The sequence below is a fragment of the Streptomyces sp. NPDC000075 genome (genome assembly GCF_040301925.1).
Lineage (GTDB): Bacteria > Actinomycetota > Actinomycetes > Streptomycetales > Streptomycetaceae > Streptomyces > Streptomyces polychromogenes.
Genome location: NZ_JBEPFL010000035.1, coordinates 1 through 24,562, shown reverse-complemented (window position 1 = coordinate 24,562; position 24,562 = coordinate 1). Strand labels below are relative to the sequence as shown.

Below are 24,562 nucleotides of genomic sequence, written 5' to 3'. Positions count from 1 at the left end.
CCGGCCCCGGCGCCTAGCGGTGTTCGGGGTTCGGGAAGTCGAAACGGCAGCCGGCGTCCCACAGGGAGCGCTGGTTGCCGTGGGCGGGGATGCCGCCGGCGCGCTTGAGGAGCGCCGCGAGGTGCATCAGGTTCCAGGACATGAACGCCGTATTGCGGTTGGTGAAGTCGTTCTCGGGACCGCCGGAGCCCGGGTCCAGGTAGGAGGGGCCCGGCCCGGCCTCCCCGATCCAGCCCGCGTCGGCCTGCGGCGGGATCGCGTAGCCCAGGTGCTGGAGGCTGTAGAGGACGTTCATGGCGCAGTGTTTGACGCCGTCCTCGTTACCGGTGATCAGCGCCCCGCCGACGCGCCCGTAGTAGGCGTACTGGCCCGCGTCGTTCAGCAGCGAGGAGCAGGCGTAGAGCCGCTCGATGACCTGCTTCATGACCGAGCTGTTGTCGCCGAGCCAGATCGGGCCGCAGAGCACGAGGATGTCGGCGTCCATGATCCGGCTGTAGAGCACCGGCCACTGGTCGCTCTCCCAGCCGTGGTCGGTCATGTCCGGCCAGACCCCGGTGGCGATGTCGTGGTCGACGGCGCGGATCAGCTCGGTGCGGGCCCCGGCCGACTCCATGACGGCCCGGCTCCTGGAGATCAGCCCTTCGGTGTTGCTGGTCTCGGGAGAGCGTTTGAGGGTGCAGTTGACGAAGACGGCGGACAGGTCGGAGTAGTCGTAGTCGGCCACGCCCCCACCCTGCGGGCCGGCCGCCGGCCCCGCCACCGCTCGGGGCCCGTCCGGGGGGGTGAAACGGAATTCGGCCATCCGATCGGCCGGATCGGTCCGGGTTGATACCGGTCCGTGCGGGCGACTAGGGTCAGCTGGCCTTGGTGTTCGGGAAACCGGTGGAAAACCGGTGCGGCCCTCGCCACTGTGATCGGGAAGTCCAGCTCCACCCCTTGCGGGAGCCACTGGGACCGCGCGGGAGACCGTACGGACCCGGGAAGGCGGAGCCGGGGCGGCAGTACCCGTCAGCCAGGAGACCGGCCGGGGCGCGTACGTCCATCCACGAGGTGCTGGAGAGGTCTCCCAACTCATGCACATAGCCGAGGGGTTCCTGCCCCCGCTGCACGCGGCCGCCTGGGGCGCCGCGTCCGCCCCGTTCGTCTTCCACGGGGTCCGCGCGCTGACCCGCGAGGTGAAGTCCCACCCGGAGAGCACGCTGCTCCTGGGGGCGTCCGGAGCCTTCACTTTCGTCCTGTCCGCCCTGAAGATCCCCTCGGTCACGGGAAGTTGCTCGCACCCGACCGGGACCGGGCTCGGCGCCATCCTCTTCCGCCCGCCCATCATGGCGGTGCTCGGCACCATCACCCTGCTGTTCCAGGCCCTGCTGCTGGCGCACGGCGGGCTCACCACCCTGGGCGCCAACGTCTTCTCGATGGCCATCGCCGGACCCTGGGCCGGGTACGCGGTGTACAAGCTGCTCAGCCGCTCCGGCGCCCCGCTGATGGTCACCGTGTTCTTCGGGGCCTTCTTCGCCGACCTGGTCACCTACTGCGTGACCTCGGTCCAGCTGGCGCTGGCCTTCCCCGACCCGGCGAGCGGCTTCCCGGGCTCCCTGGAGAAGTTCGCCGGCATCTTCGCCGTCACCCAGATCCCGCTCGCGATCAGCGAGGGGCTGCTGACGGTGCTCGTGATGCGGCTGCTGATGCAGTCGAGCAAGTCGGACCTGGTCCGGCTCGGGGTCGCCAGGCTGACCGGCACGAAGCGGACCGAGGAGGCGGCGGCCCGATGACCAGGAACGCCAAGATCAACACCCTGCTGCTGCTCCTGGTGGCGGCGCTGGCCGTCCTCCCGCTCGCGCTGGGGCTCGGCGAGGGCAAGGAGGAACCCTTCGCGGGAGCCGACGCCCAGGCGGAGTCGGCCATCACCGAGCTGAAGCCGGACTACAAGCCCTGGTTCTCCCCGCTGTACGAGCCCCCGTCGGGCGAGATCGAGTCCGCGCTGTTCGCCCTCCAGGCGGCCCTGGGCGCGGGCGTGCTCGCGTACTACTTCGGGGTCCGCAAGGGTCGCCGCCAGGGCGCGGCGCAGGCCCTCGCGCAGGCGCAGGCCCCCGCCGAGCCCACGCGGGAGCCGTAGCCGGTGCTGCCCATCGACGTGGCGGCGCACTCCAGTCGCTGGCGTGGCCGCCATCCGCTGGAGAAGGCCCTCCTGGGGTTCGGACTGACCCTCACCGCGGTGTGCCTGCCCCCGTGGCCCGGCGGCCCGCTGGTGGCCGCGGCCACCCTGGCCGTGCTGCTGGGGCCCGCCGGGGTGTCCGGGCGGCAGCTGTGGCGGGCCTTCCGTGTCCCGCTGGGGTTCTGCGTCACCGGGGCGCTGCCGCTGCTGGTGTCGGTGGGCGGCCCGGACGGGTTCCTCGCGCCGGCCCCGGACGGGCCCCGGCACGCGCTGGACCTGCTGCTGCGCACCTCGGCCGCCTCCCTCGGGGTGCTGCTGTTCGCCTTCACCACACCCGTCTCGGACGTACTGCCCCGGCTGGTGCGGGCCGGGGTGCCGGCGCCCGTGGTGGACGTGGCCCTGGTCATGTACCGGATCGGCTTCCTGCTGCTGGACTCCCTCGCGCAGGTCCGCCGGGCCCAGGCGGCCCGGCTCGGGCAGTCCGGGCGGGCGGCGGCGTGGCGTTCGGTGGCGGGGCTCGCGGCGACCTCGTTCGTCCGGGCCTTCGACCGCGCCGCCCGGCTCCAGGAGGGGCTCGCGGGGCGCGGCTACGACGGCGCGCTGCGGGTCCTGGTCCCGCCCGCGGCGCTCTCGCGGCGGTTCCTCGCGGCCGCCGCCGCCCTGCTGGCCGGCCTGGTCGCGGGGACCCTCGTACTGAAGGAGCTGGGGCTGTGACCCCGTTGGTGGAGCTGGTCGGCGCGGGGTACGCGTACGAGGACGGGCCGGCCGTGCTGTCGGGGGTGGACTTCGCCATCGCCGAGGGGCGGGCGCTGGTGCTGCTGGGCCGCAACGGCAGCGGCAAGACCACGCTGATGCGGCTGCTGAGCGGGGGCCTGCGGCCCGCGTCGGGCGCGCTGCGGCTGGCGGGCGAGGAGGTGGCGTACGACCGGCGGGGGCTGACCCGGCTGCGCACCACCGTCCAGCTGGTGGTGCAGGACCCCGACGACCAGCTCTTCGCGGCCTCGGTGGAGCAGGACGTCTCCTTCGGCCCGATGAACCTGGGCCTCCCGGAGGCGGAGGTCCGCGCGCGGGTGGACTCCGCGCTGGCCGCGCTGGACATCACGGCGCTGCGCGACCGCCCGACGCACCTGCTGTCGTACGGGCAGCGCAAGCGGGCCGCGATCGCGGGGGCGGTGGCGATGGCGCCCCGCGTGCTGATCCTCGACGAGCCGACGGCGGGCCTCGACCCGGACGGGCAGGAGCGGCTGCTGGACGTCCTGGCGGGGCTGCGGGCGGCGGGCACGACGGTGGTGATGGCCACCCACGACGTGGACCTGGCGGTCCGGTGGGCGGACGATGCGGCGGTGCTCACGCCCTCCGGGGTTCGGGTGGGGGCCGCTCCCGTCCTGTTGTCGGATCCCGAGCTGCTGGCGTCGGCGGGGCTGCGGATGGCGTGGGCGCCGGTGGTGGGGGCGTTCCTGCGGGCCAAGGGGATGCTGCCGGACGGGGTGCCGGGGCCGCGCACGCCGGAGGAGCTGGCCGCGCTGGGCTGAGCGGCGTCGGGGGCGGGGCCGGGGCGGGGTCGGAGCCGCGGGGCGGGGTGTCCCGGTGTGCCCACCCGTCCCGCCCTGCGGGACGATTGCCCACACCTAGGATGGCCGCATGTCGTTGCCGTATGCCATTCTCACCGCCCTGATGGAGAAGCCCTCGTCCGGGCTGGAGCTGACGCGGCGGTTCGACAAGTCGATCGGCTACTTCTGGTCGGCGACGCACCAGCAGATCTACCGGGAGCTGGGGCGGCTGGAGGAGGCCGGGCTGATCCGGGCGCTGCCCAGCGAGGTGCCCGTACGGGGGCAGAAGAAGCAGTACGAGGTGCTGCCCGGCGGCAGCGCGGAGCTGGCCCGCTGGGTGGACGAGCGGCAGGATCCCAAGCCGATGCGGGACGCGCTGCTGCTGCGGATCCGGGCGGCGGCGGTGGTGGGGCCGCAGGGGCTCGGCGCGGAGCTGCGGCGGCACCTGGAGCTGCACCGGGCGCAGCTCGCGGAGTACGAGGCCATCGAGGCGAAGGACTTCCCGGCGGAGCGGAACGCGGACCCGGACCGGCTGCGCCGGCTCGTCCTGCACGGGGGGATCGCCCTGGAGGGCTTCTGGCTGAGCTGGCTGGAGGAGGCCCTCGCCGAGGTCGAGGACATGACGGCCGCCGCAACGGAGGCCTGACGCGCCCCCGCCCCGCCGGGCGGGACGGAGGCGGGCGCGGCGCCCGTTCGCCGGGGCCTTACTTGTTCAGGTCGGCCCAGAACTCGTCGAAGCTCAGCAGCTTGTCGCCGTTGAGGTCCTTCGCCGCGATGATCGCGTCGGCGATCGCGGGGGTGACGAAGTGGTCCCCCATCGCCTTCATGGCCGCGCTGTACTCGTCGGCCGTGATGACGCCGTCGCCGTTCGCGTCGAACCGGTCGAACGTCTCGCGTGCCTTGTCGATGTCCGCCACTGGGGCCACCCCTTCCTGGTGCTTGTTGACCGGCTCAGGGTAGCCGTACCGGGGGCGGCTCCCGCCCACGGGTCCCGGGAGCCGTGCGGGCTCCCGGGGACCGTCGCGTCCGGGCGCGGCGGGCGGGCGGCGCCTACCGGAAGATGCCGGTGTGGCCGAGGGAGTAGCGGCCGGGCTGCGGGTACACGGCCAGGCCGTGGGGGCCGCTGCCCACGGGGATCTTCGCCAGCTCCTTGCCGCTGGTGGTGTCGATGGCGTAGACCTCGGAGTTGTAGCGGCCGGACAGCCACAGCACCTTGCCGTCGGCGGAGACCCCGCCCATGTCGGGGCTGCCGCCCTCGGGCAGCTCCCACTTCTTGGTGAGCTGGTTCTTCTTGAAGTCGAAGACCGAGATGCTGCCCTCGCCCCGGTTGGAGACGTACATCTCGCGGGAGTCGCGGCTGACGTAGAGGCCGTGGCAGCCCTTGCCGGTGGGCAGCAGTTTGGGGGTGTCGAACTTGTCGCCGCTGAGCACCCACATGCCGTGGGCCATCATGTCGGCGACGTAGAAGGTCTTCCCGTCCGGCGAGACCTTCACGTCCTGCGGCATCGCGCCCTCGAAGGGCAGCTTCTGCTGGCCGATGACCTCCATCTTCTCCGTGTCGACCTTGAGCAGCTCCCCGGAGAACTCGCAGCTGACGATGAAGTAGCGGCCGTCGAGGGAGAAGTCGGCGTGGTTGACGCCGAAGCAGGTCACGGGGACGGTCTTGACCCGGTTCATGGTGTGCGGGTCGCGGAAGACCAGCTCGCGGTCCATGGAGGCCATCACGACGGCGTACTTGCCGTTGGGGGTGAAGTAGAGGTTGTAGGGGTCGTGGACCTCGACGGGCTCGCCCGCCTCGCCGGTGGCCGGGTTGATGGGGGTGAGGGTGTGGCCGCGGTTGTTGTTGACCCACAGGGTCTTCATGTCCCACGAGGGCACCACGTGCTGGGGCTGGACGCCGACGGGGATGGTGTCGATGACCTTGTAGGTGGCCGGGTCGATGACGGACACCGTGTTGGAGTTGGTGTTCGGGACGTAGACCCGCGACGGGAAGTCCTTGACCACCGGGGAGAGCTTGTTCGGCCGGTCCGCCGCGTACACGTCGGTCGGGTCGAGCACCGGGGGCATCCCGGCCAGCCCGGGCGGCACGGCCGGCACGGCTTTGACGGGGTCGGCCGGCCCCTTGGAGCCGAGCGCCTCGGCGGGCGCCTTATCGGCCGATCCGCAGCCGGCCAGGGCGGCGAGGACCAGACCGGCCAGCAGCACGGTGGCCTTCCGGGGAAGGCGGGTGGTCGTCATGGGGTCAGCAGCTCCGTGGTGGTCACCGCGCGCAGCTTGCGGCGCGCGAGTTCTTCGAGGAGGGAGGGCATCGCGTCGACCGTGTCCGCGTAGCCGAAGTGCAGGCTCACCACCGATCCGCCGTGGATCGTCCCGGTGACGTTGCGGAGGACGGCCGCGGCGCCGGGCGAGGTGAAGTCGAGGGAGTCCACGTCGTACGAGAGGACGTGCGGGTAGCCGGCCCGCTGGGCGAGCTTCCGGACGAGCGGGCTGGCGTACTGGGTCTGCGAGGGGCGGAACCAGGTGCCGATGGAGCCGGTGAGGCGCTTGAGGCGGTGGGCGCAGCCGGTGATCTCGGCGTAGGCCTCCGCTTCGGGCAGGGAGTTGATCGCGAGGTGGCGCTGGGTGTGGTTGCCGAGCTCGTGGCCGCCGTCGAGGATCCGGCGGGCCATGTCGGGGTGGTCGTCGAGCCAGGTTCCGATGGCCAGGACGGTGATCCGCGCGCCCGCCTTCTCGGCCTCGGCGAGGACGGCGCGGCCGGTGGCGGGGTCCCCGTTGCCGTGGAAGGTGAGCGCGACCGCGGCGCGTTCGCGCGGGCCGTGCGCGATCTCCACGGGCTGCCCGGGGAAGCGGCGGGGGGCGGGGGCGGCCGCCGGGGCGGGCTTGGCGGGGGCGGCCTGGACGGGCCGGGGCGCCGACGGGCCGCCGCCCGTGCCGCAGGCCGCGGTGAGGGCGCCGGCGGCGACCGCCGCCGTGGCGCGCAGGGCGGTACGGCGGTCTGGATAACAGAGCACCTGCCCATTTAAGTGGTTAACGTCCCCGAAGGTATTGATTGACCCAATTTGGGACCTTCGGTAGTGGCGGATCGAGGCCCGGCCGTCCGCTATCTGATCAACGAATTACGCAGAGCGGTGGATAGTCATTCATGGATTACGAGGCGAGTGGCCCACCTCACCTAAGATTTAGATGAAAACTCTTAGGATATGCACACTTATGTCCGAGTAGGGACTTTTGGCGTTTGGGCCCTCGTCTGCCATAGTCGGAACCACGGCTTCCCATTGACCCGAGCGAAGCCCACCCGCCGAGGACCACACACCCCATCGGTCCTCGGCGCCCACGAAACCCCCGCAGCGCCCCACTCAGGCGACAGGGGGTTTCCGGCGTTTCCGGGGGGTCAGCGGTCCGCGACCCGCATCTCGAACCAGGTGATCTTGCCGCGCGGCAGCAGATCGGCACCCCAGCGGTCGGACAGCTTGTCGACGAGGAACAGCCCCCGGCCGGTGGTGTCCAGCTCGTGGACCGGCATCAGGCACGGCAGCCCGCGCGAGGGGTCGCGCACCTCCACGCGGATCCAGCCGCGGCGGCGCAGCATCCGTAAACCGAAGGAGCGGGCCCCGGTGTGGCGCACGGCGTTGCCGACGAGCTCGGAGACCAGCAGGACGGCGTGCTCGGCGATCTGCGGCGACAGGCCCCAGTAGCGGATCACCACGCTCTGGGTGAGACGGCGGGCCGTGCTCGCGGACTCCGGCATGGACGGGAGGGTCACCTCCACCTCCGCCGGGTTGCCGTACAACTCCAGCGCCTTGAGGCCCTGTTCCTCCTCGACCGCCGCCGTGAGCCGTACGGCCATAGCGCTGCCGCGCTGCCGCGGCTGTTCCACACCCTCCAGGCCCGCCATGCACCCATCATGGACGGCCGCCGCGCCCGCCCGGGCCGTTCCGCGCGAATACGCCCCCCGGAATCAAGAATTCCGAGAGGGCGTACCGGCATATGCGACGGGCAACCGACCGCCCACCGGGCCACGTTGACCTGCGGTGACGATCTGCTGCACGGTGATCACCGTGAGTCGACCAACCGTTTCGCCTTAAGGCTGCCTTAAGGCCTGGCTAATCCACCCGCAAGGGTTCACCGACCACGCTCATACGAACTTGGCCTTGCCCGGCCCCTCTTCGACGAAGCTGCGCATACCGCGCTTGCGGTCCTCGGTGGCGAACAGGCCCGCGAACCAGTTGCGCTCGATGGTCAGGCCGGTGTCGATGTCGGCCTCCAGACCGGCGTCCACGCACTCCTTCGCCGCGCGCAGGGCGATCGCCGGGCCCTGGGCGAGCTTGGCGGCCCAGGCGTGCGCCTGCTCGTACACCTCGGCGGCGGGCACGACCCGGTCCACGAGGCCGAGGGTGAGGGCCTCGTCGGCCTTGACCATCCGGCCCGTGAAGATGAGGTCCTTGGCCCTGGAGGGACCGATCAGCCGCGACAGCCGCTGGGTGCCGCCGGCGCCGGGGATCAGGCCGAGCAGGATCTCGGGCTGGCCCAGCTTGGCGTTGTCGGCGGCGATCCGGTAGTCGGCGCACAGCGCGAGCTCGCAGCCGCCGCCGAGCGCGTAGCCGGTGACGGCGGCGACGACGGGCTTGGGGATGCGGGCGACGGCCGTGAAGGCGTCCTGCAGGGCACGGGACCGGGCGACCATGCCCGCGTGGTCCATGGTCTGCATCTCCTTGATGTCCGCGCCGGCCGCGAACACCTTCTCCCCGCCGTAGATGATGACGGCGCGCACGTCGGCGCGGTCGGTCGCCTCCACGGCGAGCTCGCGCAGCCGGTCCTGGGTGGCGATGTCCAGGGCGTTCATGGGCGGGCGGTCCAGGCGGATGGTGCCGACGCCTTCGGAGACTTCGAGAGAGATGGTCATACGGGGAAGGTTAGCGGCGGTTAACGCGAAGTGGCCCGGTGCTGTGGGTCACAGCACCGGGCCACCGGGTCAGGGAGCCGACCGGCTCACTTCTTCCACTCCGCCCAGTCCATGTTCCAGCCGTTGAGGCCGTTGTCCGGGGCGATCTGCTTGTCCTTGGAGTTCTTCACGACCACCACGTCGCCGATGAGGGACTCGTTGAAGAACCAGGCGGCGGGGGTGTTGGGGTCCCCGGCGCCGCGCTCGTCCTCCAGGCCGACGCAGCCGTGGCTGACGTTCTCCGAGCCGAAGGTGCTGGAGGAGGCCCAGTAGTTGCCGTGGACGAAGGTGCCGGAGTTCGACAGGCGCATGGCGTGCGGGACGTCCGAGATGTCGTACTCGCCGCCGAAGCCGACGGTGGCGCCGTTCATCCGGGTCACCTTGTACTTCTCGCTGATGACCATCTGCCCGTTGTAGGTCGTCGTCGCGGGGGCGCCGGCCGTGATCGGGAGGTTCTTGATGACCTGGCCGTCACGGACGACCTCCATCGTCTTCGCCGTCGCGTCGACCGTGGAGACCTGGGAGCGGCCGACGGTGAAGGTGACCGTGCGGGTCTGCTTGCCGTAGACCCCGGGGCGGCCCTCGACGCCGTCGAGGGCGAGCTTCACGGTGACCTTGGTGCCGGCGGCCCAGTACTTCTCGGGGCGGAAGTCGAGGCGGTCGTTGCCGAACCAGTGACCCTCGATCGGCACGGAGGGCTCGGCGGTGACCTGGATGGCCTTCTCGACGGCCTCGGTGTTGGTGATGCCGCGGGTGAAGTTGATCGACACCGGCATGCCCACGCCGACGGTCGAGCCGTCCTCGGGGGTGTAGTGGCCGACGAAGGTGTTCTGCGGGGTGAGGGTGGTGAAGGTGGTGTCCTTCGCGGACTCCCGGCCGGCCTCGTCCTTGGCGACCGCGTGCACCTTGTACTCGGTGGCGGCGGCGAGGTTGCGGGCGGGCTCCCAGGCGGCGCCGTCGGGGGTCAGCTTGCCCTCGACCGCGTTGCCCTTGGTGTCGGCGACCGTGACCGTGGTCAGCTTTCCGCCGGTGCTGGTGACCTTCAGGACGCCGCTGGTCGCGACCTCCTTGGCGCCGTCGTCCGGCTTGACGCTGACGACGGCCTTCGAGGCCTCCGTGTTGGCCTTGGCCGCGTTGCCCCCGGCCGCCGGCTTGCCGTTGTCGCCACCGCCGCCGCCCCCGGCGTTGCCGCCGCCACCGCACGCCGTGGTGAGCAGAAGGGCCGCACCCAGCATCAGGGCCGGCAGGCCCGTGCGGACGCGGCCGCGTATCGGCTGCACGTTCACTCGTGTTCTCCCCATGTCCCCCGCGCACGGACAGTCGCGCGCTTGCCGACAGGAAATCACATGGGGAGATTACGAATAGAAACGTTCATGTCACCGTTCCGTCCCAACTGACGGCCCGGCCGCAGGGCCGGACGGGCAGGTCGGCGCCCGTCCGGCCGGTGCGTCAGTTCCGGGCGCGGGTGGCGGTCCAGTCGCCGCCGAGGCCCGGGAGGCCGGGGCCGTCGTGCTCGCCGTGGCCCGGCTTGTCGTGGCCCGGCCCGTGGGGACCGTCGTGCTCGCCGTGCTCCTCGTGACCCGGCTTCTCATGACCCGGCTTGTCGTGGCCGGGCTTGTGGTGGTCCGGCTTGCCGTGCTTGTCCCGCTTGTTGAGGACCGGGACGACGATCTCCTCATCGGCGCCGCCCCGGACCAGCAGCGGCCCCGTGACGTGGTCGGCGGGCAGGGCGTAGCCCTCGGGGGCCGCGGTCTCCAGGAGGTAGTACGAGCCCGGGACCAGCCCGTCGAACGCGCAGGCCCCGTTGCCGCCGGTGGTGCAGGGCTCACCGATCCGCTCGTCGGGGTACTGGCCCCCGGTCTGCAGGCCCTCCGTGTTGTTGGTCTCCTTCCACAGCTGGAACACCCCTCCGGCCAGGGGCTTGCGGGTCTTGGCGTCCTTCTTCACGACCTTGATGGAGCCGGGGTGCTCGACGTCCTTGCGCTGGTTGCGGATGGTGACGACGGCGCCCTGGGCGACGTCGCCCTCGTCCAGGTCGAAGGCGGTGACGGGGTCGGCGGGGCGCTCGTAGCCGTCGGGGACGCCCACCTCACGCCAGTAGTAGCGCTCGCCGACGGGCAGTTCCACCGTGCAGGTGCCCTGGGTGTCGGTGACGCAGACGCCGCCGAGGCGGGTGTCGGGGTCCTGGCCGCCCGTCTGGAGGTCCGGGACGCCGTTGGTCTCGCGCCACAGCTCGAAGCGGCCGCCGGGCACGGGGTCGCCGCTCTCCAGGTCGACCTTGCGCAGCACCACGCGGGCGCTGGGCTCGGGGGGCGTGGTGCGGCGGTTCTCCGCGACGACCCGTGCGCCCTGTTCGGCGTTCTCCCGCGTCAGGACCAGCTGGAAGACCGGGTTGACCGGCAGGTCGTACCCGGAAGGCGCGGCCGTCTCGCGCCAGTAGTAGGTGCCGAGCTCCTCCTCGCGGGTGCAGGTGCCGTCGGCGGGGGTGGTGCAGTCGCTGACCCGGGTGTCGGGGTTCGCCCCGTCGGTCTGGAGGCCCGGGACGCCGTTCGTCTCGCGCCACAGCTCGAAGCGGGCTCCGTCCAGCGGCCGGCCCTCCCCGTCCGTCTTCAGCACGGAGACGCGCCCGGTGACCGGCGGGTTGGGGGCGCAGTCGGGCAGGTCGCCGTCGAAGGGGTAGGCGTGGAACTCGGCGCCGAGGCCGGTGGTCTCGGTGGGGCTGGTGTGGGTGACGCTGCCGGCGGTGAAGAAGCGGCCGTTGAGACCGATGACGGAGACGGTCGCGAGGGAGGCGTCCTGGCCGATCAGGACGCTGCCGCCGAGCTGGGCCGAGCCGGCCAGGCCGACGGCCGAGGCGTCGGGGAAGTTCCACAGCAGCCGCTCGCGCAGCCCGGGCGGCAGCATGACGTTGTTGACGCGCAGCGTCCGGGCCTCGCCGGTGACGTTGACCAGGACGGTGGCGCCGGCCGGGATGCCCGCGAAGCGGATGGACTGCTGGCCGGTGCCGGTGCCCGCGAGGTCGAAGTCCACGTTGAAGACCTGGAGCATGGAGACGCCGTCGCCGGTGAAGACGGTCTCCTGCGCGCTCCACACGGCGCGGCCGGTGGCGGCGCGCGGGGCGCCCTGCGGGTAGGCGTAGCAGGTGCTCGCCGCGGTCAGCTGGCCGCGCAGGGCCGTGTAGGGGGCGGCGGCGTTCGCGTCGTGGGTGAGGGTGCCGGTGACCGTGCCGGTGAGGGTGCCCCCGTAGCGGACGACCCCGCCGTCGGCGAGGAGGCGCTGGCCGGTGGCGACGGTGATGTCGTCGCCGGTGGTCAGGAAGTCCGACCCGTCGGCCGGGGGGACCCGGGAGCCGACGCCGGCGATGCCCACGTTGTAGACGTTGCCGCCGGCGGACTTGTTCATGTCGAAGTCCCCGAGGACGACGACCTTGCCCTCGGCCTCGGCGGCTCCGCGGCGGACCCGCATGTCACCGCCGACGAAGAGGTTGATGCCGTTGTCCCGGCCGGTGAAGGGCAGGTTGTTGGGGTCGGGCCAGACGGGCGGGCAGCCCTGGCCCGGGCCGGTGCCGCCGGGGATGCACGGACCGAGGCCGCCGGGCAGCGGTGCCCGCAGGGCGCGGGGTGCCGGCGGGACGCTGCCGGGGCCGGCCGCGAGGGCCGAGGGGGCCCCGGCGGTGGCCGCGAGTACGGCTCCCACGGCCAGCCCGAGGGTCCAGTTCCTTGCTGACATGACGCTCCGTCCAGGAAATCGGGCCATCGCCTGCGCTGATGGCCCTGCCAGGCTGCGGGCGGGCCCCGGCGTGGCGGACGGACGACACTCCCCGGCTACGTCATTCCGGTGTGACGATCACTCGATTGCAGCGCGGGTCAGCTGATGGCGGAGCCCGCGACCCAGTCGGCCCAGGACATGTTCCAGCCGCCCAGTCCGTTGTTGGGGGCGACGGTCTTGTCCTGGGAGTTCACAACCTCCACCACGTCCCCGATCAGCGTGCGGTCGAAGAACCAGCCCGCCGGGGTGTCCGAGCCGCCGCCCTTGTCGTCGCGCAGGCCCACGCAGCCGTGGCTGGTGTTGGTGGTGCCGAAGGTGTCGGGGCTGGCCCAGTAGTTCCCGTGCAGGAAGGTGCCGGAGGCGGTGAGGCGGATGGCGTGCGGAACGTCGGGGATGTCGTACTCGCCCTTGCCGTCCTCGCTGGTGAAGCCGACGGTGGCGCCGTTCATCCGGGTGACGTCGAACATCTCCATCACCACCATCTTGCCGTTGTAGGTGGTGTTCTTCGGCGCCCCCGCACTGATGGGGATGGTGGACAGCAGCTCGCCGCCGCGCCGCACCTCCATCGTGTGCGCGGCCGCGTCGACGGTGGAGACCTGGGAGCGGCCGACGGTGAACCGTACGGTCTTGTCCTGGATGCCGTACGCCCCCGGCGCGCCCTGGACGTCGCGGAGCTTCATCCGCACGGTGACCTGGGTGCCGGCCTTCCAGTACTCCCTGGGCCGGAAGTCCAGGCGCTCGGAGCCGAACCAGTGGCCGACGACGGGCACGGCCGGCTCGGAGGTGACGGTGATGGCCCGCTCGACGTCGGCGCGGTTCTTGACGGCCCGGCTGAAGTTGAAGGAGACGATCATGCCGGTGCCGACGGTGGAGCGGTTCTCGGGCTTGAAGTAGCCGATGAACCGCTCCTCGGGGACGTAGGTGGTGAAGGTGGTGTGGCGGGCCTGGCGGCGGTCGTGCCCGTCGACGGCGACCGCGTCGACGGTGTACTTCGCCGCGAGTGCGAGCCGCCCGGCCTCCGGGTCGGGGCTCCAGCTCAGCCCGTCGGCGGCGATCGACCCGGGAACCTGCTCCTGCTGGGCGTCCTCGACCTTGGTGACGGTGACCCGCTCCAGCCGGCCCTCGGGGACGTTGACCCGCAGCGGCCCGTCGGCCGGGACCCCCTTGGCGTTGTCGTCGGGGGTGATGCGGATGGCCTCGTCGGGCGAGCGGGGTTTGCCGGGCAGCTGCACCTCGACCGGGGATTTGCCGTCCCCGGTGCAGCCGGTGAGCCCGCCCAGCAGGCCCGCCCACACCGCCACGGCGGCCAAGCCCGCCCCTGCCCGCCTCGTCAGAAGTGTCACGCCCCGTCCAACGACGGGGGCCCTCCGGGGGAAACGTGAGGGCCGGACACGTTCCGGGTACGGCAGTCCGGGCAGAACAGTGTGAAGGACCAGACGGGGGCGGGACCCGGCCGGGACGCCGGGCCGCGCTCCCCCGCCGGTACCCAGGAGCCGTGGAGGCGGGCAGTGTCGAGCGCAGCCGAGCAAGAGGCGGTGGATACCGCCGCCAGCGATACCACCGGGGCCGCCCCACGGGGCGGCCCCGACATGGACTCCGTACGGGAGCGGGTCCAGGCCCGGGTGTTACGGGCGGCCGCGCACCCGGGGCCGCCGGTGTGGCCCGGTTCCGCGCATCCGCTGGGGGCCCGCTTCCACACGGGCCCCGGCGGGGTCGAGGGCACCAACTTCGCCCTGTGGGCGCAGGGCGCGGAGGCGGTGGAGCTGTGCCTGTTCGACGCCCTGGGCACGGAGACCCGCGCCGCCCTGACCGAGCTGACGCACGAGATCTGGCACGGCTTCGTGCCCGGCGTACGCCCCGGGCAGCGGTACGGGTTCCGGGTGCACGGCCGCTGGGACCCCTGGACGGGGGCCCGGTACAACCCGGCGAAGCTGCTGCTGGACCCGTACGCGCGCGCCGTGGACGGGGACTTCTCGCTGCCCCCGGAGGTGTACGGGCACGTGCGGGACTGGCCCCAGCAGTACATCGCGGACACCGTGCGCGACGACCGGGACTCGGCGCCGTTCGTACCGAAGGGGGTCGTCGTCCACGATGACGACGACTGGGCGGACGACGTCCGGCCGAAGACGCCCTGGTCCGATTCGGTGATCTACGAGCTGCACGTGCGCGGGTTCACCATGCGCCATCCGGGTGTTCCCCCGGAGCTGCGCGGCACCTACGCGGGGCTGGCGCATCCGGCGGCGGTGGAGCACCTGACCGGGCTGGGGGTGACGGCGGTGGAGCTGCTGCCGGTGCACCAGTTCGCGCACGAGGACCACCTGCTGCGGCGGGGGCTGCGCAACTACTGGGGCTACAACTCGGTCGGCTACTTCGCCCCGCACGCCGGGTACTCCGCGAGCGGGACCGCCGGGCAGCAGGTCGGCGAGTTCAAGCGGATGGTGAAGGCCCTGCACGCCGCCGGGATCGAGGTCATCCTCGACGTGGTCTACAACCACACGGCGGAGGCCGGGGAGCTCGGCCCGACCCTGTCGCTGCGCGGGATCGACAACCGGGGCTACTACCGGCTCCAGTCCGACCCGCGCCGCTACGCCGACTACACGGGCTGCGGGAACACCCTGCACGCCGGGCGGCCGCACGTGCTGCGCCTGATCACCGACTCGCTGCGCTACTGGGTCACGGAGATGGGGGTGGACGGGTTCCGCTTCGATCTGGCGGCGGCGCTGGCCCGGTCGATGCACGACGTGGACATGCTCTCCCCGTTCCTGGCGGTGATCGCCCAGGACCCGGTGCTGCGGCGGGTCAAGCTGATCGCCGAGCCGTGGGACGTGGGCTCGGGCGGCTACCAGGTGGGGGCGTTCCCGCCGCTGTGGACGGAGTGGAACGACCGCTACCGGGACGCCGTGCGGGACTTCTGGCGGGGCGCGCTGCCGGACGTCCGGGACCTGGGCTACCGGCTGTCGGGGTCGAGCGACCTGTACGCGTGGGGCGGGCGGCGGCCGTACGCCTCGGTGAACTTCGTGACGGCGCACGACGGCTTCACCCTGCGCGACCTGGTGTCGTACGAACGCAAGCACAACGAGGAGAACGGGGAGGCCAACCGGGACGGCACCAACGACAACCGGTCCTGGAACGGCGGGGCCGAGGGCGAGACGGACGATCCGCGGATCGCCGCGCTGCGCCGGCGGCAGCTGCGCAACCTGCTGACCACGCTCCTGCTGTCGACGGGCGTGCCGATGCTGGTGGCGGGGGACGAGTTCGGGCGGACCCAGGGCGGCAACAACAACGCGTACTGCCAGGACAACGAGACGGGCTGGGTGGACTGGTCGCTGCTGTCCGACCCGGCGTGGAGCGGGCTGTTCGCACTGGCCCGGCGGCTGGTCGCGCTGCGCCGGGCCCATCCGGTGCTGCGCCGCCGGGCCTTCTTCTCGGGGCGGCCCCAGGGCGCGGACGGGCTGCGGGACCTGGCCTGGTTCACCCCGGCGGGGGCGGAGATGACCGAGCGGGACTGGTACGCGCCGGCGGCCGCGGTGGGGATGTACCTGTCGGGGCGGGACATCCCGGGGCGCGACGAGCGGGGCCGGCAGGTGACGGACGAGAGCTTCCTGGCGCTGCTGCACGCCGGGGACCGGCCGGTGGAGTGGGTGCTTCCGGGTCCGCCGTGGGCCGGGGAGTACGAGCTGGTCCTGGACACCTCGCGGGAGGAGCAGGAGGCCGCGCCGGGGACCCGGTACCGGGGCGGGACGCCGGTGACGGTGCCGGCCCGGTCGGTGCTGCTGCTGCGGGTGGCGGGCTGAGGGGGGCGGGCTGAGGGGGCGGGCCCGGGGAAGGGCTCCGTTCGCCCTGCGATGATGTGCCCTTTCCGTGAACATACGAACACATGGGCACACGAACGGGAGTACGCATGGCGAGGGTGGGGACGGCGCTGCGGGAGCTGCGCGGGGCGCAGAAGTCGGCGAAGGGCGTGTCGCTCTACTCCCGGTTCGTGAACCGGCCCGCCGGCCGGTACCTGGCCGCCGTCTCGTACGGGCTGGGCCTGACGCCCAACCAGGTCACGCTGGTCAGCGCCGCGTTCAGCTTCGCCGCCGTGGCGGCGGTCGCCCTGGCCGCCCCCTCGTGGGGGCTGGGCCTCGCCGTGTGGGCCGCGCTCGCGCTCGGCTTCGCCTTCGACTCCGCCGACGGGCAGCTGGCCCGGCTGCGCGGCGGCGGCAGTGCGGCGGGCGAATGGCTGGACCACGTCGTGGACGCCGCCAAGCTGACCGCGCTGCACGCCTGCGTGCTCATCGCCTTCTTCCGCTTCCCCGACGCCTACGGCACGGGATCGGACGGCTGGCTGCTGGTGCCGCTGGGCTTCCAGTTCGCCGCGGTGGTGACCTTCTTCGGCGGGCTGCTCACCGAGAAGCTCAAGCCCAGGGCCGCCCCGGGCAGCCCCGCCGCCGCGCCGTCCACCCTGCGCGCGGTGGCGCTCCTGCCCGTGGACTACGGGGTGTTCTGCCTGGTGTTCCTGCTGCTGGGCGGCGGGACGCTGTTCCGCTGGGCGTACGCGGGGCTGGGCGCGGTCGCCGCACTGTTCCTGCTGGCGTTCCTGGCGAAGTGGTTCCGGGAGCTCAGCGCCGTTCGGCGGTGAGGGGCTCGGCCAGCGGCTGGTGCAGGGGCACGGTCTGCGGCTGGGCGAGCGCGTCCAGGGCGCGGCGCAGCTGGGTGCTGGAGGTGTGCACGGTGTAGGGGAAGTAGACGACGTCGACCCCGTGGGCGGCGAAGTCCCGCTCCAGCTTGTCCCCCTTGGGGGTCCCGCGCCAGTCGTCGCCCTTGAAGATGACGTCGAAGCGGACCTGCTTCCAGGTCTCCACCTTGTCCGGGACCGTCTCGACGAAGGCGGCGTCCACGTACTTGACGCTGCGGACGATCTCCAGCCGCTCGACCAGCGGGATCATCGGGCGGCGACCCTTGGCCAGCTCGGCCATCTCGTCCGAGACCACTCCGGCCACCAGGTAGTCGCACTGGCTGCGGGCGTGGCGCAGGATGTTGAGGTGGCCTATGTGGAACAGGTCGTAGGCACCGGGGGCGTAGCCGACCCGGTACGGCCGGCGCGCCACCGGTGCGGCGTCGGACATCTGGTGCTCCGTCATCAGTTACCCCCCAAGGCCGCGCCCCCCGGCGCGGCGGATTAGCAGACAATAGCGCGCACGTTCCACAGCCCGTCGGTGAACGCATAGGGTGACGTGCGCATCATCCAGGGGAGAAGGGGACGTCCAGTGTCCACATCCGGCCACCGGCGACTGCTGCTGGTTTCCACCAACTACGCGCCGGAGCACGCGGGCATCGGTCCGTACGCCACCCAGATCGCGGAGCACTGGGCGGCTTCGGGCCACGACACCCACGTCCTGGCGGGCATGCCGCACTACCCGGCCTGGTCCCTGGAACCCGAGTACAAGGGGGCGTTGCGGCGTACGGAACGGCGCGCGGGGGTCACCGTGCACCGGCGCGCGCACACCGTGCCGGCGCACCAGACCGCCGTGAAGCGGGCCCTATTCGAAGGATCGATTCTGCTGCACGGCGCCGTGGCCCCGCCCCGGATGCCCCGCCCGCACGCCGTGATGGCCCAGATGCCCAGCCTGGCCGGCGGGGTCCTGGCCGCACGGCTCGCCGCCCGCTGGAAGGTCCCGTTCGTCCCCGTGGTCCAGGACCTGATGGGGGCCGCGGCCGCGCAGAGCGGGATCAGCGGCGGGGACAAGGCGGCCGCGCTGGCCGGACGGGCGGAGGCCTACGCCCTCAAGCGGGCCGCCCTGGTCGGCGTCATCCACGAGACCTTCGTGGACCGGGTCGTCGGCATGGGCGTGGACCCGAAGCGGATCCGCGTCGTCCCCAACTGGTCACATGTGCCCGGCCCCACCAAGCCGCGCGGGGAGACCCGCCACCACCTCGGCTGGGCGCCGGACCAGACCGTGGTCCTGCACTCCGGGAACATGGGCCTCAAGCAGGGGCTCGAAGTCCTCGTCGGCGCCGCCCGGCTCGACCCCCGCGTCCGCTTCGTCCTGATGGGCGACGGCAGCCAGCGCGCGGCCCTCGCCGCCCTCGCCGCCGACGTCCCCAACCTGGACATCATCCCCCCTGCCGCCGACGGAGAGTTCCCGGATATCCTCGCCGCGGCGGACGTGCTCGCGGTGACGCAGCACGCGGCCGTCATGGACATGAGCGTTCCGTCCAAACTCACCTCCTACTTCCAGGCCGGCCGGCCCGTCGTCGCCTCCGTCGCGGCGCTGGGCGGGACCGCCCAGGAGGTGGAACGTTCGGGCGCCGGGGTGCTCGTACCGCCGGAGGACCCCGAGGCCCTGCTGGGGGCCGTCCGGGCCCTGGCGGAGGACCCCGAGGGCGCGGACGCGCTGGGCGCGGCCGGTCCCGTCCACGTGGCGGCCCACCTGAGCCGTGAGGCGGGCCTGGCCCGCATCGACGCACTGATCGACGAAGCACTTGGGGGTCCCCAGTCGTGACCGAGACGAACCGCCCGGCAGCGGCCCCGGGGGAGGACGAACCGGACCTCCTCAGGGACCAGTTCAAGCAGCTGCTGCGCTACCGCCGGCTGCTCGGCGCCGGCCTGGCCGTCGGTCTGCTGGGCGGCGTCTACCTCGGCATCTCCACGGCGGACACCTACGTGTCCGTCGCGGACGTGGTGCTGCGCGCCCCCACCGACGACCCGTTCAACCCGAGCCTGGCGCCCGACAAGGCGATCAACATCGGCTCGGAGCGGCAGGTCGCCCTCTCCAGCTCCATAGCCGAGCAGGCCGCGAAGAAGCTCGGGGTCGCCGACAAGGACGTCGCCGCACTGCGCCGCGGCCTCCAGGTGACCAACCCGCCGCAGACGATGGTGCTCCGCTTCACCTACACCGCCTCCTCCCCCAAGGAGGCCGCCAAGCGGGCGAACGGGATGGCCGAGGCCTACCTGTCCAAGCGGCAGGAGGCCCTCGACGTCACCCGCGACAAGATGGTCAAGGGGTACGAGGGCCAGCGCGACCCCGTCGCCAAGCAGCTCGACGACCTCGCCAAGCAGATCAACGCCATGCCGGCGGGCGCGGCACGCGACGCGGCGCTGGGCTCCAAGACCGACCTCCAGAGCAAGGTCAACACCCTCAACAACAACATCACCAAGCTCCAGGCCCTGGACATGACCCCGGGCCGGGTCACCAGCCCCGCGACCCCGCCCGCCGCGCCCGACGGGCCGGGCATCCCCATGTCGCTCGCGCTCGGCGCGGCCACCGGTCTGGCCCTCGGCCTGCTCGCCGCCTGGGTGCGGCTGGTCTTCGACCCGGCGCCGCGCTCCGAGGGGGACGTGGCCCGCTCCCTGCGCGCACCCGTACTCGGCTACCTGCCCCGGGACAAGACGGGCGGCGGCCCCCTGCTCGCGGCCGGTGAGGCCGACCCCCGGCTCGCCGAGGAGTACCGCTCGGTGGCCTTCCGGCTGGCCTACGACTCCCGCTTCGCCGACCGGCGCCGGCTCCTGGTCGTCGCCCCGCGCGGCAGCAGCGAGACGGCCGCCGCGGTGGCCGTGAACCTCGCCGCGTCCTTCGCCGAGACCGGCAAGGACGTCCTGCTCATCGAGGCCGACCTGCGCACGCCGGTCCTGGCCAGCCAGCTGCCCACGGACGCGGCCGGCCGGCCGCGCTGGAGCCAGCTGCCGGGCGGTCTCGGGAGCGAGTTCGGCGGCGGGGCCGGGGAGTCCGAGTGGCCGGACGGGCGGCAGCTGGTGGTGGACGCCGGGGAGTCGGGCGCCTTCGACCTGATCCCGGGCGACCGGGTGCGCAACGTGGCCCGCGCGCTGACCTCCGCGCGCGCCACCCGGCTGATCTCCGAGGCCGACTCCCCCAACTCCACCGTGGTCGTGCTCGCGCCGCCGGTGCTCTCGTACGCCGACGCGCTCGCGCTCGTCGACCGCGTCGACGGGGTCCTGGTGGTCTGCGACCCGCGCGCCGTCCACCGCAGCGACCTGTCCCGGATCCGCGAGCTGATCAGCGGGGCCGGCGGGACGGTGCTGGGCGCGGTACTCCACTCCCCGCTGCCGGGGCAGAAATCGAAGCGGCAGGGCTCGGCGCCGGGCCCCGTCCAGCCGCCGGCGCCTGCGCCGGGCGAGGACGGCGGACGACTGCCGGGCGAGGGCGGCGACACCGTCGCCCTGCGCACGGTCCGCTCGGGCCGGCGGTGAGCCGACGGGGCCTCGCCGCGGTCTCCTCGGTCCTGGACCAGGCCGCCTCCAGCACCACCAACATCCTGGTGCTGGTCCTGGCGGCCCGGCTGTCCTCGGCGTCGGGCTTCGCCGACTTCTCGATGGTGTACGTGACGTTCAGCGTGCTCCTCGGGCTGAACATGGCCTACGTCGGCCAGACGGTGGTGCTGGAGAAGGAGGCGGGCGGACGGCTGGGGGTGACCTGCCGGTCGTCGGTGCTGTTCACCGCCGGGGCGGCGGTGGTGGCCGGGCTGGTGCTCGGGGTGGTGTCGCTCGTGATGCCCTCCGGGTGGGCCTTCCTCGCACTGGGGCTCGTCCTGCCGCTCGTCCTCGTCCAGGACGGGCTGCGGTACTGCTTCTCCGCCCTGCGGGCACCCGAGCGGGCGCTGGCCGCGGACACGCTGCGGCTGGTGTGCGTGGTCGCGGCGCTGGCCGTACAGCCGCAGGGCGCTTCGGCCGGGCGTCTGGTGCTGGTCTGGGGGCTGTCCGCGCTGCCCGCGCTGGGGCTGGGCCTGTGGCTGCTGCGGCCGTACGTGCGAGGGACGCGTGCGGACGTCCGGCCGTACCTGCGCCGGGGGCACCTCGGGCAGCGGTTCGTGGTCGAGTTCGCGGTGGGCAACGGCTCCAGCCAGCTCGCGGTGCTCGGGCTGGGCGCCTTCGCGACCCCGCTGGCGGTGGGCGCGCTGCGCGGGGCGACGACCCTGTTCGGGCCGCTGAACGTGCTGTTCAACTCGGCGAACGCCTTCGGCCCGCCGATCGTCGGCCGGGCCTCCGGCAAACGGGGCGTGGTCCGGCTGACGGCCCTGATGGGCGCGGCCCTCGCGCTGCTCGGCGCCGGCTGGGCGGCGGTGCTGTACGCCCTGCCGGACGGGCTGGGCCGGCACCTGCTCGGTGACACCTGGACGGCGGCCTCGGCGCTGCTCCCGGCGACGGGGGCCCAGTACGCGGTGATGGGGCTGGGAACGTGTGCGCTGCTGACCCTGCGGGTGCTGAACCCGAAGGCGACCCTCTCGCTCCAGGTGGTCTTCTCCCTGCTGTCGGTGGCCCTGCTGCTCGCCGGCTACGCGGCGTGGGGCGTGACGGGCGCCGCCTGGGGCCTGGCGGCGGGCTCGGCGGCAAAGGCGGCGGCGGGGTGGACCCGGGTGCGGGGGGTACGGGCGGAGCCGGAGCCGGAGCCGGCCACGGCGGCGTGAGGGCCCGCCATCTCCCCCTCGAGGGGGCAGGGGTTGGGCGGTGTTTGCCCACCCGCCTCCCCGGGTGCGGGCGGGTGGGGCGGGGGCGGTGTCCCGCCGGGCGGTGGCCGGACAGCCGACCGGTACCGGGAGGGCGGGGTCCCGGTGGGCGGTCTCAGAGATGGCCTGGGGGTTTCCCGTCAGTCTCATCGTCCTTCCGCGTCGGGCCGCCCTGTCAAGGGCGCTCCTTCGTCGCGTCGCTTCGCGATGGCCTTCGGCCACCCTTGACAGGCCAACCCGCCGCGAAATGCCGAAGACTGCCGGGAACCCCCCAAAGGAACGGGACGGACCGGAGATGGACATGCGGCCGTGTCAGGGATCAGTCGGGGAGGTCGGGACACGGCAGACCACATATCCGGGCCGCTGGCGGGGGCAATCGGGGCCGGCCCACGCATCAGATCGCTACGCGCTCCTCTTTTCTCGGCGGCCGCGACCCGTCTGGGGCTGATACCTGCAGGAAAGGACGACGGGATCGTCCTCCAGGACCGGGCGGCGCCACAGATCGCTACGCGCTGCCCAGATCTCGGCGTCCGGCGGTCGTCTGGGGCTGGTCTGCGAGGAGTTGCCGTCCGTCGTGGCTCCGGACGTGGGGGCCATTCCCGTCGAGGGCATCCAGGAGACGGACGGCGTAGACCTCGGACATGAGAGCTGCGACCTCGTCTCGCGTGAGCCACCGCACCGCTGTGCTTTCACCGGAAAGGCGTTCCGTGCCGCCCGAGGGCTTGCAGCGGAACACCAGGGCAACCACCCCTGCTGTGATGTTCTTGTACACGCCGGTGAGCTGGTCCACCTCGACGTGGATGCCTGTCTCCTCCAGCACTTCCCGCCGCACGCCGTCCTCGGGTGTTTCCGCCAGCTCCAGCACTCCGCCTGGCAGCTCCCAGGTGCCGTTGTCAGCTCGGCGGATTGCCAGCAGGCGGCCGTCATCACGCACCACGGCCCCGGCCACCGACACGGAGTGACGTGGCGTTGACCTGCTCGGCGAGGCGCTGTTACTCATGTACATGAGCATAGGAGGAAGCGAAGGACCATGGGAGCAGCTGTAGGAGAGGGCAGGGCCGTGCCCCGGTACGTGCAGATCGCCGAGGACATCGTTCAGCAGGTCCGCACCGGCGTCTTGCAGCCCGGGGACCAGGTGCCGAGCGAAGCCGAAATGGTCGAGCGCTATGGAGTCTCGGGCGGGACCGTTCGCAAGGCCATGCTGGAGATCCGCGCCAGCGGCCTCGTCGACACACGGCACGGCAAGGGCTCGTTCGTGAAGGCCCGGCCGCCGGTGCGCCACCGGTCATCGGACCGCTTCCGCCGCTCATTCAGGCAGGGTGGCAAAGCCGCCTACCTCGCCGAGTCGGAGCAGTCCGGCGCCACGGCGAAGGTCAGCGTCATCCACATCGGGCCGGTCGACGCTCCGGAGACAATCGCCCAACGCCTGGGCGTAGATGTCGGCACCAAGGTACTGGCGCGGCGCCGCCTGTACTTCCGCAACGGCACACCCGTGGAGACCGCGACGTCGTACCTGCCCTGGGACGTGGTGCGCGACATCCCCGAACTCTTCGCCGAGAACCCCGGAGACGGCGGCATCTACGCCCGCCTTGAGGAACACGGTCACGTCTTCCACGAGTTCGTGGAAACCCTGCAGGCACGCCCGGCCGCGAAGGCCGAGGCATCCGAGCTCGCACTGAGCCCCGGAGCCACGGTGGTACACCTCCTCAGGAATGCCGTCACGACCTCGGGCCGCGTCGTGGAGGTCTGCGACACCCTCATGGCAGCCGACCAGTTCGTCTTCGAGTTCCGCATCCCCGCAACCAACTGAGAACCTCCCGAGGACAACCCACCGTGAGGTCTCCTTCACGGTGGGTTGACTCATGTGCAGGAGTGAGGCACTCTTCTTCGCATCACTCCTATACATGAGTGATGGAGTTCAGCCTCTATAGAGGAGTGGGCGCATGAGTCACCCTCCCGTCCGACCATCGACCTCAAAGCCTGCGGCCCCACCTTGCGCAGGCACAGATGGCCACAGCATGCCTACGGCAAGGGCGCCCCTGGCGTTCCAACCCAGCTCGGACTTGCTCGACCGGGCACAGGCCGGCTGGGAGCGCTTCCTCGACACCTTCGAGGGAGCGCCCGATGAGTGAGCAGTACGAGTACGTCCCCCACCGCCTCCTGCGCCGCCGCGTCCGGGACATCGCCTCCGGTGCCGAGGGGGAGCTGATGGCCGTCATCAACGAGAACGTCTCGGACTGCCACACCTACGAGCGCTGGATGGAACTCGCCTACATCCGCGCCGCATCCGGCCGAGAATTCACCACCGCCGCCGAAAACGTCGTGCCCGCCTATGACCAGCCCCAGACGGCCGCCGGACGCCGCAACCTGGGCAGCGCGTAGCGATCTGCCGCGCCTCCCGGCACCGGAGGACGCTTCCGTCGCCCTTTGCCGCAGGTAGCGGCCCCAGACGGCCGACAGACGCCGAAATATGGGCAGCGCGTAGCGATCTGATGCGTGGGCTGGCACCGATTGCTGCTTAATGCTTGATGGGGGCCGGATGCCCGGCGAGGCGGCCCCCGGCCTGCCCGGCTGATCCCTGACACGGCCGTATGCCCAAGGAACGTCCGTCCCGTTCCTTTGGGGGTTTCCCGGCAGTCTTCGTTTTTCCGTGGCGGGACGGTCTGTCAAGGGTCGCCGCAGGCGATCGCGAAGCGACGC

23 protein-coding genes and 1 riboswitch are annotated in these 24,562 nt (G+C 72.3%); of the genes, 12 read left to right on the top strand and 11 right to left on the bottom strand.

Annotated elements, in window-relative coordinates; genetic code table 11:
• Positions 1-13: 13 nt before the first annotated feature.
• A complete protein-coding gene (locus tag ABT403_RS31120; protein WP_344165522.1) occupies positions 14-724 on the bottom strand; it encodes a flavodoxin family protein in 711 nt (236 codons plus the stop codon).
• A 124-nt stretch (positions 725-848) separates the two neighbouring features.
• Positions 849-1,043, top strand: a riboswitch (cobalamin riboswitch).
• A 30-nt stretch (positions 1,044-1,073) separates the two neighbouring features.
• Here ABT403_RS31120 and ABT403_RS31115 point away from each other — a divergent pair.
• From ABT403_RS31115 to ABT403_RS31095, 5 genes are all read left to right on the top strand, one after another.
• Positions 1,074-1,772, top strand: a complete 699-nt coding sequence (locus tag ABT403_RS31115) for an energy-coupling factor ABC transporter permease (protein ID WP_344165519.1) — start codon at positions 1,074-1,076, stop codon at positions 1,770-1,772.
• Entirely contained in the window at positions 1,769-2,116 is a 348-nt protein-coding gene (locus ABT403_RS31110) for an energy-coupling factor ABC transporter substrate-binding protein (protein ID WP_344165516.1), read from the top strand. Before ABT403_RS31115 ends, ABT403_RS31110 begins: the two co-directional genes overlap by 4 nt.
• A gap of 3 nt (positions 2,117-2,119) precedes the next feature.
• A complete protein-coding gene (cbiQ, locus tag ABT403_RS31105; protein WP_344165513.1) occupies positions 2,120-2,869 on the top strand; it encodes a cobalt ECF transporter T component CbiQ in 750 nt (249 codons plus the stop codon).
• Positions 2,866-3,687, top strand: a complete 822-nt coding sequence (locus ABT403_RS31100; protein WP_344165510.1) for an ATP-binding cassette domain-containing protein — start codon at positions 2,866-2,868, stop codon at positions 3,685-3,687. The genes cbiQ and ABT403_RS31100 overlap by 4 nt, the downstream gene beginning before the upstream one ends.
• Before the next feature lie 109 nt (positions 3,688-3,796).
• A complete protein-coding gene (locus ABT403_RS31095) occupies positions 3,797-4,351 on the top strand; it encodes a PadR family transcriptional regulator (RefSeq protein ID WP_344165507.1) in 555 nt (184 codons plus the stop codon).
• Between the two features lie 58 nt (positions 4,352-4,409).
• On the opposite strand, the gene ABT403_RS31090 is transcribed toward ABT403_RS31095, so the two are convergent.
• From ABT403_RS31090 to ABT403_RS31055, 8 genes are all read right to left on the bottom strand, one after another.
• Positions 4,410-4,622: an EF-hand domain-containing protein gene (locus ABT403_RS31090; protein WP_045947719.1), complete on the bottom strand. Its 213-nt coding sequence runs from the start codon at positions 4,620-4,622 to the stop codon at positions 4,410-4,412.
• A 133-nt stretch (positions 4,623-4,755) separates the two neighbouring features.
• Positions 4,756-5,943, bottom strand: coding sequence for a YncE family protein (locus ABT403_RS31085; RefSeq protein WP_344165502.1), 1,188 nt, complete (start codon positions 5,941-5,943; stop codon positions 4,756-4,758).
• Positions 5,940-6,716: a polysaccharide deacetylase family protein gene (locus tag ABT403_RS31080; protein WP_344165499.1), complete on the bottom strand. Its 777-nt coding sequence runs from the start codon at positions 6,714-6,716 to the stop codon at positions 5,940-5,942. The genes ABT403_RS31085 and ABT403_RS31080 overlap by 4 nt, the downstream gene beginning before the upstream one ends.
• 380 nt (positions 6,717-7,096) lie before the next feature.
• Positions 7,097-7,600 (bottom strand): ATP-binding protein, encoded by a 504-nt coding sequence (locus ABT403_RS31075; RefSeq protein ID WP_344165496.1) that lies wholly within the window; start codon positions 7,598-7,600, stop codon positions 7,097-7,099.
• A 240-nt stretch (positions 7,601-7,840) separates the two neighbouring features.
• Positions 7,841-8,608 (bottom strand): enoyl-CoA hydratase/isomerase family protein, encoded by a 768-nt coding sequence (locus tag ABT403_RS31070; RefSeq protein ID WP_344165493.1) that lies wholly within the window; start codon positions 8,606-8,608, stop codon positions 7,841-7,843.
• 86 nt (positions 8,609-8,694) lie between these two features.
• A complete protein-coding gene (locus ABT403_RS31065; protein ID WP_344165900.1) occupies positions 8,695-9,882 on the bottom strand; it encodes a L,D-transpeptidase in 1,188 nt (395 codons plus the stop codon).
• 214 nt (positions 9,883-10,096) lie between these two features.
• On the bottom strand, positions 10,097-12,376 hold the full coding sequence (locus ABT403_RS31060) for a choice-of-anchor A family protein (RefSeq protein WP_344165490.1): 2,280 nt from the start codon (positions 12,374-12,376) through the stop codon (positions 10,097-10,099).
• Positions 12,377-12,513: 137 nt separating this feature from the next.
• Positions 12,514-13,725 carry a L,D-transpeptidase gene (locus ABT403_RS31055; protein WP_344165486.1) on the bottom strand — a complete coding sequence of 404 codons (1,212 nt, stop codon included), beginning with the start codon at positions 13,723-13,725 and terminating at the stop codon, positions 12,514-12,516.
• 198 nt (positions 13,726-13,923) lie between these two features.
• Between ABT403_RS31055 and glgX the strand changes: the two genes are divergently transcribed.
• Complete coding sequence (gene glgX, locus ABT403_RS31050; protein WP_425580262.1) at positions 13,924-16,209, top strand: glycogen debranching protein GlgX; 2,286 nt, start codon at positions 13,924-13,926, stop codon at positions 16,207-16,209.
• Positions 16,210-16,316: 107 nt separating this feature from the next.
• Positions 16,317-17,039, top strand: coding sequence for a CDP-alcohol phosphatidyltransferase family protein (locus ABT403_RS31045; protein WP_344165483.1), 723 nt, complete (start codon positions 16,317-16,319; stop codon positions 17,037-17,039).
• Here ABT403_RS31045 and ABT403_RS31040 read toward each other — a convergent pair.
• Positions 17,020-17,541, bottom strand: coding sequence for an FAD synthase family protein (locus ABT403_RS31040; protein WP_344165480.1), 522 nt, complete (start codon positions 17,539-17,541; stop codon positions 17,020-17,022). The two genes, ABT403_RS31045 and ABT403_RS31040, sit on opposite strands and share 20 nt — an antisense overlap.
• A gap of 156 nt (positions 17,542-17,697) precedes the next feature.
• On the opposite strand from ABT403_RS31040, the gene ABT403_RS31035 reads away from it, so the two are divergent.
• The 3 genes from ABT403_RS31035 to ABT403_RS31025 are packed head-to-tail and all read left to right on the top strand — an operon-like array spanning position 17,698 to position 21,823.
• The gene (locus ABT403_RS31035) at positions 17,698-18,903 is read left to right on the top strand and encodes a glycosyltransferase family 4 protein (protein WP_344165895.1); all 1,206 of its coding nucleotides are present in this window, start codon (positions 17,698-17,700) and stop codon (positions 18,901-18,903) included.
• The gene (locus ABT403_RS31030; protein WP_344165477.1) at positions 18,900-20,609 is read left to right on the top strand and encodes a lipopolysaccharide biosynthesis protein; all 1,710 of its coding nucleotides are present in this window, start codon (positions 18,900-18,902) and stop codon (positions 20,607-20,609) included. The genes ABT403_RS31035 and ABT403_RS31030 overlap by 4 nt, the downstream gene beginning before the upstream one ends.
• The gene (locus tag ABT403_RS31025; protein ID WP_344165474.1) at positions 20,606-21,823 is read left to right on the top strand and encodes an MATE family efflux transporter; all 1,218 of its coding nucleotides are present in this window, start codon (positions 20,606-20,608) and stop codon (positions 21,821-21,823) included. The genes ABT403_RS31030 and ABT403_RS31025 overlap by 4 nt, the downstream gene beginning before the upstream one ends.
• 544 nt (positions 21,824-22,367) lie before the next feature.
• On the opposite strand, the gene ABT403_RS31020 is transcribed toward ABT403_RS31025, so the two are convergent.
• Positions 22,368-22,874 carry an NUDIX hydrolase gene (locus ABT403_RS31020; RefSeq protein ID WP_344165471.1) on the bottom strand — a complete coding sequence of 169 codons (507 nt, stop codon included), beginning with the start codon at positions 22,872-22,874 and terminating at the stop codon, positions 22,368-22,370.
• An 18-nt stretch (positions 22,875-22,892) separates the two neighbouring features.
• Between ABT403_RS31020 and ABT403_RS31015 the strand changes: the two genes are divergently transcribed.
• Both ABT403_RS31015 and ABT403_RS31010 read left to right on the top strand, forming a co-directional pair.
• Entirely contained in the window at positions 22,893-23,672 is a 780-nt protein-coding gene (locus ABT403_RS31015) for a GntR family transcriptional regulator (protein ID WP_344165468.1), read from the top strand.
• Between the two features lie 314 nt (positions 23,673-23,986).
• Positions 23,987-24,244, top strand: coding sequence for a hypothetical protein (locus tag ABT403_RS31010; RefSeq protein ID WP_344165465.1), 258 nt, complete (start codon positions 23,987-23,989; stop codon positions 24,242-24,244).
• Positions 24,245-24,562: the final 318 nt, after the last annotated feature.

Bases quoted from the DNA above. Each gene is read 5' to 3' on its own strand.
- ABT403_RS31095 (WP_344165507.1), top strand. From the start codon at position 3,797: ATGTCGTTGCCGTATGCCATTCTCACCGCCCTGATGGAGAAGCCCTCG.
- ABT403_RS31015 (WP_344165468.1), top strand. From the start codon at position 22,893: ATGGGAGCAGCTGTAGGAGAGGGCAGGGCCGTGCCCCGGTACGTGCAG.
- ABT403_RS31020 (WP_344165471.1), bottom strand. From the start codon at position 22,874: ATGCTCATGTACATGAGTAACAGCGCCTCGCCGAGCAGGTCAACGCCA.
- ABT403_RS31060 (WP_344165490.1), bottom strand. From the start codon at position 12,376: ATGTCAGCAAGGAACTGGACCCTCGGGCTGGCCGTGGGAGCCGTACTC.
- ABT403_RS31110 (WP_344165516.1), top strand. From the start codon at position 1,769: ATGACCAGGAACGCCAAGATCAACACCCTGCTGCTGCTCCTGGTGGCG.
- ABT403_RS31065 (WP_344165900.1), bottom strand. From the start codon at position 9,882: ATGCTGGGTGCGGCCCTTCTGCTCACCACGGCGTGCGGTGGCGGCGGC.
- ABT403_RS31075 (WP_344165496.1), bottom strand. From the start codon at position 7,600: ATGGCGGGCCTGGAGGGTGTGGAACAGCCGCGGCAGCGCGGCAGCGCT.
- ABT403_RS31010 (WP_344165465.1), top strand. From the start codon at position 23,987: ATGAGTGAGCAGTACGAGTACGTCCCCCACCGCCTCCTGCGCCGCCGC.
- ABT403_RS31085 (WP_344165502.1), bottom strand. From the start codon at position 5,943: ATGACGACCACCCGCCTTCCCCGGAAGGCCACCGTGCTGCTGGCCGGT.
- ABT403_RS31070 (WP_344165493.1), bottom strand. From the start codon at position 8,608: ATGACCATCTCTCTCGAAGTCTCCGAAGGCGTCGGCACCATCCGCCTG.
- ABT403_RS31045 (WP_344165483.1), top strand. From the start codon at position 16,317: ATGGCGAGGGTGGGGACGGCGCTGCGGGAGCTGCGCGGGGCGCAGAAG.
- ABT403_RS31115 (WP_344165519.1), top strand. From the start codon at position 1,074: ATGCACATAGCCGAGGGGTTCCTGCCCCCGCTGCACGCGGCCGCCTGG.
- ABT403_RS31040 (WP_344165480.1), bottom strand. From the start codon at position 17,541: ATGACGGAGCACCAGATGTCCGACGCCGCACCGGTGGCGCGCCGGCCG.